This is a genomic window from Nostoc sp., assembly GCF_036919895.1.
Taxonomy (GTDB): domain Bacteria; phylum Cyanobacteriota; class Cyanobacteriia; order Cyanobacteriales; family Nostocaceae; genus Nostoc.
In genome coordinates, this window is the sequence record NZ_JBALBW010000063.1 from 1 (window position 1) to 7248 (window position 7248).

8 protein-coding genes and 1 riboswitch are annotated in these 7248 nt (G+C 43.4%); of the genes, 5 read left to right on the forward strand and 3 right to left on the reverse strand.

All coding sequences use genetic code 11. The annotated features are described in order from the left end of the window. Positions 1–666 precede the first annotated feature (666 nt). The 5 genes from V7K55_RS11535 (at position 667) to V7K55_RS11555 (ending at position 3929) form a co-directional block, all read left to right on the forward strand. Positions 667–1050 carry a hypothetical protein gene (locus V7K55_RS11535; protein ID WP_334831300.1) on the forward strand — a complete coding sequence of 128 codons (384 nt, stop codon included), beginning with the start codon at positions 667–669 and terminating at the stop codon, positions 1048–1050. A 108-nt stretch (positions 1051–1158) separates the two neighbouring features. Next, positions 1159–1767: a thioredoxin family protein gene (locus tag V7K55_RS11540; RefSeq protein ID WP_334831302.1), complete on the forward strand. Its 609-nt coding sequence runs from the start codon at positions 1159–1161 to the stop codon at positions 1765–1767. Positions 1768–1775: 8 nt separating this feature from the next. Next, the gene (locus V7K55_RS11545) at positions 1776–2468 is read left to right on the forward strand and encodes a cytochrome c biogenesis CcdA family protein (protein WP_334831304.1); all 693 of its coding nucleotides are present in this window, start codon (positions 1776–1778) and stop codon (positions 2466–2468) included. A 140-nt stretch (positions 2469–2608) separates the two neighbouring features. After that, positions 2609–3205, forward strand: a complete 597-nt coding sequence (locus V7K55_RS11550) for a cytochrome b/b6 domain-containing protein (protein WP_334831306.1) — start codon at positions 2609–2611, stop codon at positions 3203–3205. Between the two features lie 7 nt (positions 3206–3212). Then, on the forward strand, positions 3213–3929 hold the full coding sequence (locus V7K55_RS11555; protein ID WP_334831308.1) for a molybdopterin-dependent oxidoreductase: 717 nt from the start codon (positions 3213–3215) through the stop codon (positions 3927–3929). Positions 3930–3936: 7 nt separating this feature from the next. Here the strand turns inward: V7K55_RS11555 and V7K55_RS11560 are convergent, their stop codons facing one another. The 3 genes from V7K55_RS11560 to cobG are packed head-to-tail and all read right to left on the reverse strand — an operon-like array spanning position 3937 to position 6853. Further along, a complete protein-coding gene (locus V7K55_RS11560; RefSeq protein WP_334831310.1) occupies positions 3937–4641 on the reverse strand; it encodes a precorrin-2 C(20)-methyltransferase in 705 nt (234 codons plus the stop codon). 2 nt (positions 4642–4643) lie between these two features. After that, on the reverse strand, positions 4644–5270 hold the full coding sequence (locus tag V7K55_RS11565; RefSeq protein WP_334831312.1) for a precorrin-8X methylmutase: 627 nt from the start codon (positions 5268–5270) through the stop codon (positions 4644–4646). 59 nt (positions 5271–5329) lie between these two features. Then, positions 5330–6853, reverse strand: coding sequence for a precorrin-3B synthase (gene cobG / locus V7K55_RS11570; RefSeq protein ID WP_334831314.1), 1524 nt, complete (start codon positions 6851–6853; stop codon positions 5330–5332). 1 nt (position 6854) lies between these two features. After that, positions 6855–6945: riboswitch (adenosylcobalamin-variant (AdoCbl-variant) riboswitch) on the reverse strand. Between the last annotated feature and the right edge of the window lie 303 nt (positions 6946–7248).

Here is a 7248-nt window from a genome sequence, read left to right on the forward strand (position 1 = left end):
TTGAATACCCCATTTTCAGCCCTTACCTGTTTAAATTCACCTCTTTGTGTTGATTCTACTTGTTCGCCTAAAAGATATCAAATGGGTTCTATAAACTACTGCCGTGCCCCTACACCTGGTGATGTAATGTTGTACCGCATCTGAATAGGAACCGCTATACCTACAATAGTACTTTTCAAACAACCTCATAGATTAGTATCAGGATCGTTAAAGCGCAGATATTCTTCACTAACAAAATATTACAAAAGAAAATTTGATTGCGTAGCTTGCTGCCGTAGACATTTTATATCAAGTCTTAAGCACCAATTTTGCACGATCTAAAGTTAAGATAGCTCATGCACTTCAACATGAGGTTTTGCTGAGATAATACCTAAATTAGGTTATAGCTTTGAACTACCATGAATAGCTGAGAAAATGCTGAGAATTAGCTAAATTTTCTCAATGGATAAATTTATGAAAATTATGGCTTAGTTTCAATAAGCTCTCAGTCCTTATAGAGATACTTTGGATATTCGGGATAAATCAAACATCAGTAGCAAAAGTTTGATGAAATCCTGTATAAAAAAGGCATCTTTTTTACCTCAATAGCCTTTAAGAATGTGCTATATCTTAATTTCCCTGAGTCAATCAATACAAAAAGAACTATCCAAAGGACGAAAGAAGACTATGAACTGGAAAATAATTTGTTTAATTGCTGGTTTAAGCTTAACTGCAAGTCTCACTGCTTGCTCTAGCAGTCCTGCAAGCAACAATCAAATTGCTCCTGAAGCCTCTCCTGCGATGAGCAAAGATAAAGCTGGCGATGCGATGAGCAAAGACAAAGCTGGCGATGCGATGGGCAAAGATGCGATGGGCAAAGACAAAGCTGGCGGTGCTATGGGTAAAGATGCGATGGGCAAAGATGCGATGGGTAAAGACAAAGCTGGCGGTGCTATGGGCAAAGATGCGATGGGTAAAGACAAAGCTGGCGGTGCTATGAGCAAAGATGCGATGAGCAAAGACAAAGCTGGCGATGCTATGAAGCAATCCCCGGCTTCCACCAAGCCCTAGCCATAGCCTTGCATCTCACTTTTCTTGTAAGATTAGGGGCTGCTTAACAGGAAAATCTTAAGCCAACCCCTATACTTTGGCGCTTTGACATCAACAGGAGAAATTCTGATGAATCACAACCTGCTCCACCGTCGTCAGTTACTTTTTTATATTGGCTTAGGGGTTGTCGGAATCGGTGCAGCCACAACACTTTCCAACTTCAGAAAAGTGAATGCACCTTCTATCTCTCCGGCAACAAGTAATAATCTGCAAGATTCGGAAACTCTTGCAGTGAAAAATCCCGTAGGTAAGAGTTTACCAGAGTTTCAGGGTATCAGTCAGTGGCTTAATTCTACTCCTTTGACGATCGCTGATCTCAAAGGCAGTGTTGTTTTGATCCAGTTTTGGACTTTTGCTTGTATTAACTGTCAGCGTACCCTGCCCTATATTACTAAATGGCATCGGCAGTATGAGTCGCAGGGACTCAAGGTGATTGGTATCCACACACCAGAGTTTGCTTTTGAGCGAGATCCGAACAATATAAAAAAGGCATTACAAAAACACAAAATTACTTATCCGGTTCCAGTTGATAACGAGTATAAAACTTGGAACGCTTATGAAAATCAGTATTGGCCCCATCTATTTCTAGCCGATCGCCAGGGTTTACTACAATATGACCATATTGGTGAAGGGGCATACGAAAAAACAGAGCAAACTATCCGCCAGCTATTGGGGTAGAAGGAATTATGACGACTTCTACTTTATCAATTAGTCTGGCTTTATTGGGGGGAGTTTTGAATGTCCTTTCACCCTGTGTTTTACCGATTTTGCCTGTGTTATTGGGCCGATCGCTCCAATCGCATACTTACGGGCCAGTAGCGCTGGTGGGGGGATTAATCGCTGGTTTTGCACTGGCAGGTAGTTTAATCGGTGTAACATCAGTCTGGTTTACTGGTTTGGCTAATTTATTAAGGAGTGGCGCGATCGCACTTCTTTTATTTTTAGGATTACTCGCAATTTTCCCTACATGGAGTTACCGAATATTTACTTATATTCCCATCGGCAATTGGGCTAAGAAACCCCCACAAATCGGACTTATGGGAGAATTCTGGTTAGGGACTCAGTTGGGGCTTTTATGGACTCCCTGTGCCGGGCCAGTTTTGGGAGGAATTTTAGTCTTAGCGGCAGTTAATCATCAAGTCGCAGGTGCATTTTGGCTGCTGGTTGTTTATGGAATCGGAGCAGGTTTGCCTTTATTAGCGATCGCCTACGGTGGGCGAGTACTTAGTAAACGCATCCTCAATGTCCGCCCCCATAGTGCAGTGTTGCAGCGCGTGGGTGGTGTTGCGATCGCAGCAACAGCAATTGCTATTCTTCTCGGTTGGGATGTTCAGATACAACTTTGGCTAGCTCCGTTTTTTCCTACTCAACCGATATAATTCGTAATTCGTAATTCGTAATTGGAGAACAGGGCAACTAATTTTAGTTATGGAAAATAAAAAATGCGGATCATCTTTATTTCAGATAAAACTGACTTATCTATGCACTTTTAACTACGAATTACGAATTACGAATTATCATGGTTTCATCTAAACGTAAAGCCCGCTCAACACCAAGTCAGACTTTCCTCTCAAAGACCTTTCACTGGATTAATATCATCAGTCTCATCTTGATGATTAGTAGCGGATTGCAAATATATAATGCTAATCCAGTATTTGGCGGGCGTGCAGGTTGGCAATTTCCTGACTTTATCTTGCTGGGAGGTTGGCTAGGGGGTGGTAGAAACTGGCATTTTTCTGCTATGTGGCTATTTTCGCTAAACTTACTTTGGTATGGAATCTATATCTTTGTAACTCGTCGTTGGCAGCGTCGCTTTGCCGATGGCGGTGATTTAAAAGCATTGCAAGTCAGCCAGAACCCAAAGCGCAAAAATTACGCATGGCATCGGCTAGTTTATACTGCTATCATTCCCGTGTTGCTGCTGGCAATCTTGAGTGGTCTGTCGATGTACAAACCAGCCCAACTGCATTGGCTTTCGGGGCTGTTTGGTAGTTGGCAAACTCTCCGCACTGTTCACTTTATTACTGTTCCCACAGTCATACTGTTTACAATTGCTCATTCCTTACTTGCCCTGAAGGTAGGAAGCATCCGTCTAGTTAAGTCTATGTTCCTGTAGAGGTCTTATGAGTCTGATTCTTCCCAAACGCACCCTATCCCGTCGTCGATTACTGCAAGTATCTGGACTTTCCGGGGTAGGCTTTCTTTTAGGTGGCTGTGGGACAAACTTGTTCTCAGATAATCTGCGGCAAATATCTGAGCCAATAAACCAACGTCTAGAAGCACTCCTGTTAAGTCAGAAACCAGTTCCAGAATTTGCTGTCAGTGCCATAGAAGCAGACAAATTGCTGGTTAATACCTTTGACTTCACCCCGCAAATCGATCCGGCGCAGTTTCGCCTGAAGATTGATGGCGAGGTTAGCAACCCGATGCAATTGAGTATGGGAGATATTGAAAAACTTCCCTTAACTTCAATGGTAATTCGCCATGTCTGTGTTGAAGGCTGGGCTGCGATCGTTCAATGGGGAGGTGTGCGATTGCGAGACTTGGTAGCGTTGGTACAGCCTAAGTCAAATGTCCGTTATGTCTACTTTAAATCTGCTGATGGCTATTATGAAAGCTGGGATCTTGCCTCTGCTGTCCATCCCCAAACGCTGATGGCTTATCAAAAGAATGGACAACCTTTATCAGTTGATAATGGTGCGCCTATGCGTCTAGCATCCCCAGTTAAACTAGGTTACAAGCAAAGCAAGTGGGTAACTCAAATTACATTTGTCAGCAATTTGTTACCTCTTAAAGGTTATTGGGAGGATCAAGGATATGAGTGGTTTGCAGGGCTATGAGGGAGCTTTATAGTCGATTCTTAGTTGGGATTACAATCATTGAGAAATAGGGTACTTTATCTGGATCGACTTCATCCAGGGGTATGATGCGTTGCTGTGACGTTGATGCCCGCTCAATATATCTTGCTCGTGATGCTAGCCCTAATTTATGCAGAATATCCCGTACTTTGGTAAAGTGACGACCTAGTTTCATAATTGCTGCTGCATCAGTTATCAATAGATGTGTAGTTAGTTCTTCTACTGGCAATGGGGCGGGTAAGACTGTGAGAATATCGGTGTAGTAAGTGAAAGGTACGCCCAAAGCTACCGGACAAGCCATCAGCGAGGAAATTCCGGGGACAACTTCTGTTTGGTACTGGTCAGATAATCGTGTGAACAGATACATGAACGAGCCATAAAAAAATGGATCGCCCTCACACAACACCGCTACATCTCGACCGGCTGCTAAATGTTCGGCGATTGGTTCAATTTCTTTATCGTAAATAGACTTGGCCTTTTCTGGCTCCAAAGCGCGGGGGAGATGAAATAACACCTCGATTTGATTGCCAGGAAGATATTGCGCCACGATCGCTCTAGCGATACTCTCTTTACCTGTGGCTGATTGATAAGCTATCACAGGAGCCGCACGTAATAGCCGCAGCGCTTTCAAAGTCAATAGTTCTGGATCGCCTGGGCCAACACCAATTCCATAGAGACGGCCTTTAGTTTTCATATTCATTCTTCCTCCGTTGCCAGGGCGTTAACTGCTGCTGCTGCGATCGCACTTCCACCACGCCGACCATGTAAGGTTAAAAATGGTACATTTCTGCTATCTGCCGCCAATGCGGCTTTCGATTCGGCTGCACCGACAAATCCAACTGGGAAGCCTAAAATAATCGCAGGTTTAGTAGCTCCTTCATCGAGCATTTCTAACAGTCTAAATAGGGCTGTGGGCGCATTTCCAATTGCGATTACCGATCCTTCCAGGTGCGATCGCCATAATTCCAAAGCTGCCGCCGACCTTGTAGTACCCATCTTTTTAGCAATTTCTGGCACTTCCGGCTCGTTGAGGGTACAGATAACTTGATTGTTTGCAGATAACCGTCGTCTGGTAACGCCATCGGCAACCATCCGGCAATCGCATAAAATTGGCGCTCCCTCTGCTAGGGCTGCCCTTGCAGATTGTATTGCTGTTGGTGAATATCCCAAGTCAGTAACAATATCCGTCATCCCACAGGCATGAATGAGACGCACAGCAACTTTTGCTACATCTGGTGGCAATACATCTAAATTCGCTTCTGACCGGATGATTGCAAAAGAATTACGGTAAATTTCGTTGGCATCTCGGATGTAGTCGGGCATTCGATTTGGGATTTTAGATTTTGGATTGACTTGAGAAGGGAACCTAAGTATTTATTGAATCAGAGTTGTAATTGAGCGATCGCACATCGATTGCTAAATTCCCCAAAAGATTCATTGGGATTTAAGCGTTGAATTTTATATACATATAGCATCCGCTCTATTAATGCAGGTAGTTCGGTAAAAGTCACATATTGATATATTTCCCGTCCAAATTTCTGCTCGCTGTCACCCACATAAACGTGATAGCCTTCTACAATTCCACCGTCAGCCTCAAAGTTGACACCAAGCAGAGTAATATCACTCTTGCTATGGTGGGCGCAGGATTTTTTGCAGCCACTGAAGTGGATATTAACTGGGCAATCCAGAGTAAGGCGAGTTTCCAGATACTCAGCTAATGCCAACGCATGACTTTTAGTGTCTGTGGCAGAAGAAGCACAACCCTTGTTTCCAGAACAGGCAACTAATGCACTCCTGATGTTAGTTGCAGAGAAATCTAATCCTAAAAAAGCAATTTCACTTTGGACATCATCAACCCATTGCTGAGGAATGTCTGCAATCAGCAAATTTTGCCAGGGAGTTAACCGAAGAGTGCTGCTACCATATTTTGCTGCTAAATCTGCCAAACCCTTCATCTGTTTACTTTCCAATCGTCCCAGAGGTAATACGATACCAATATAAAATAAGCCTTGCTGACGTTGGGGATGGATACCAATATGCTGATACTTGCCCTCTCCTGGCAAAATAGTAGAGAATTCCTTTAAGGGTTGGGGGGTTAGGTATTTTCCCGTTTCACAGTCCAAAAGCGGGAAAGGTAAACGTTGCTGAACTTCTTGGAGATAATTTTCACAACCCAAAGTGTTCAATAACTCTAAGAGACGTAGCCGCCGTTTATTTGTAGTATTAGTATGAGCTAAATAGACCTCTGCCAAAGCTGCTAAGACAGGTAAACATTGCTGTGGTGTTAACAAAATCCCCATATCGCTAGGCGGTTGGCCCTTTGCGCCGACAGTGAGATAAAGGCGGAAGTAAACATCAGCATTGACTAAGACAGCAGCAAATAGGATATCATTCAAGCGATCGCACACGCGGATTATTCCACCACCATCAAAGCAAACGCTAAATTTTGCCGATAGTCCTGAAAGCGCCGGATGTGCGGCAATATAATTATCCCAATCTTCGACAAAAGGGCGAGTGTCGATTAATTCTTGCGGGTCGATACCAGCAGTTGGGCTGGTCATAATATTACGGATATGGTCTACAACAGAATTGTGAGAACCCAATCCCATAAGCTGTAAGTGCTTCAAAACCTCGGCATTTATCCCCGTGCGGATTTCGCGGACTTGTAGGTTAGCTCGATTAGTGACATCCACATAGCCGCCACCATAGCGATCTGCTATGTCTGCGATCGCATGGCACTGCTGAGTACTAATAATTCCACCTGGTATTCTAATGCGAGATAAGATTCCATCGGCGGCGGGTGTAGCATAAAACAAGCCAGGACAAGTGGCAAATCCAGAAAGCAAATTTAGAACTCCTTCCCGGTGCGACGCAGGGAGTAGACGGTGATTGTGTCTTGATGACATCTCGAAAGTTGGCATTCTGACTTGGGCGATCCCATTACAGCTGCGGCACAGTCCCGGAATTTCACCGGAGTTTCCCAACTCCAAGCTTTAATAATTTAGCACGAGAAGGTAGTTAGAAAATTTAACACTTCCGAATTAGGACTAGTATTTGATTTTTGAAATATGCGTAGTGACGCGGCAAGGGTAAAATGTCTAATAGATTTTAGAGAAAATTGAGATAAATCAATATTTTCTGCTTTACTTTATTCCACGTAGGGTGCGTTAGCGTAGCGTAACGCGCTATCAGCTTGGGATGGTGCGTTACCAGCAATTCTCATTTTGAAAAAAAATCAGAGAAAATTCTTTATTTAAATAGAGAACTTGTGTCGAAGCATAATTTTTTGACAAATAATTAT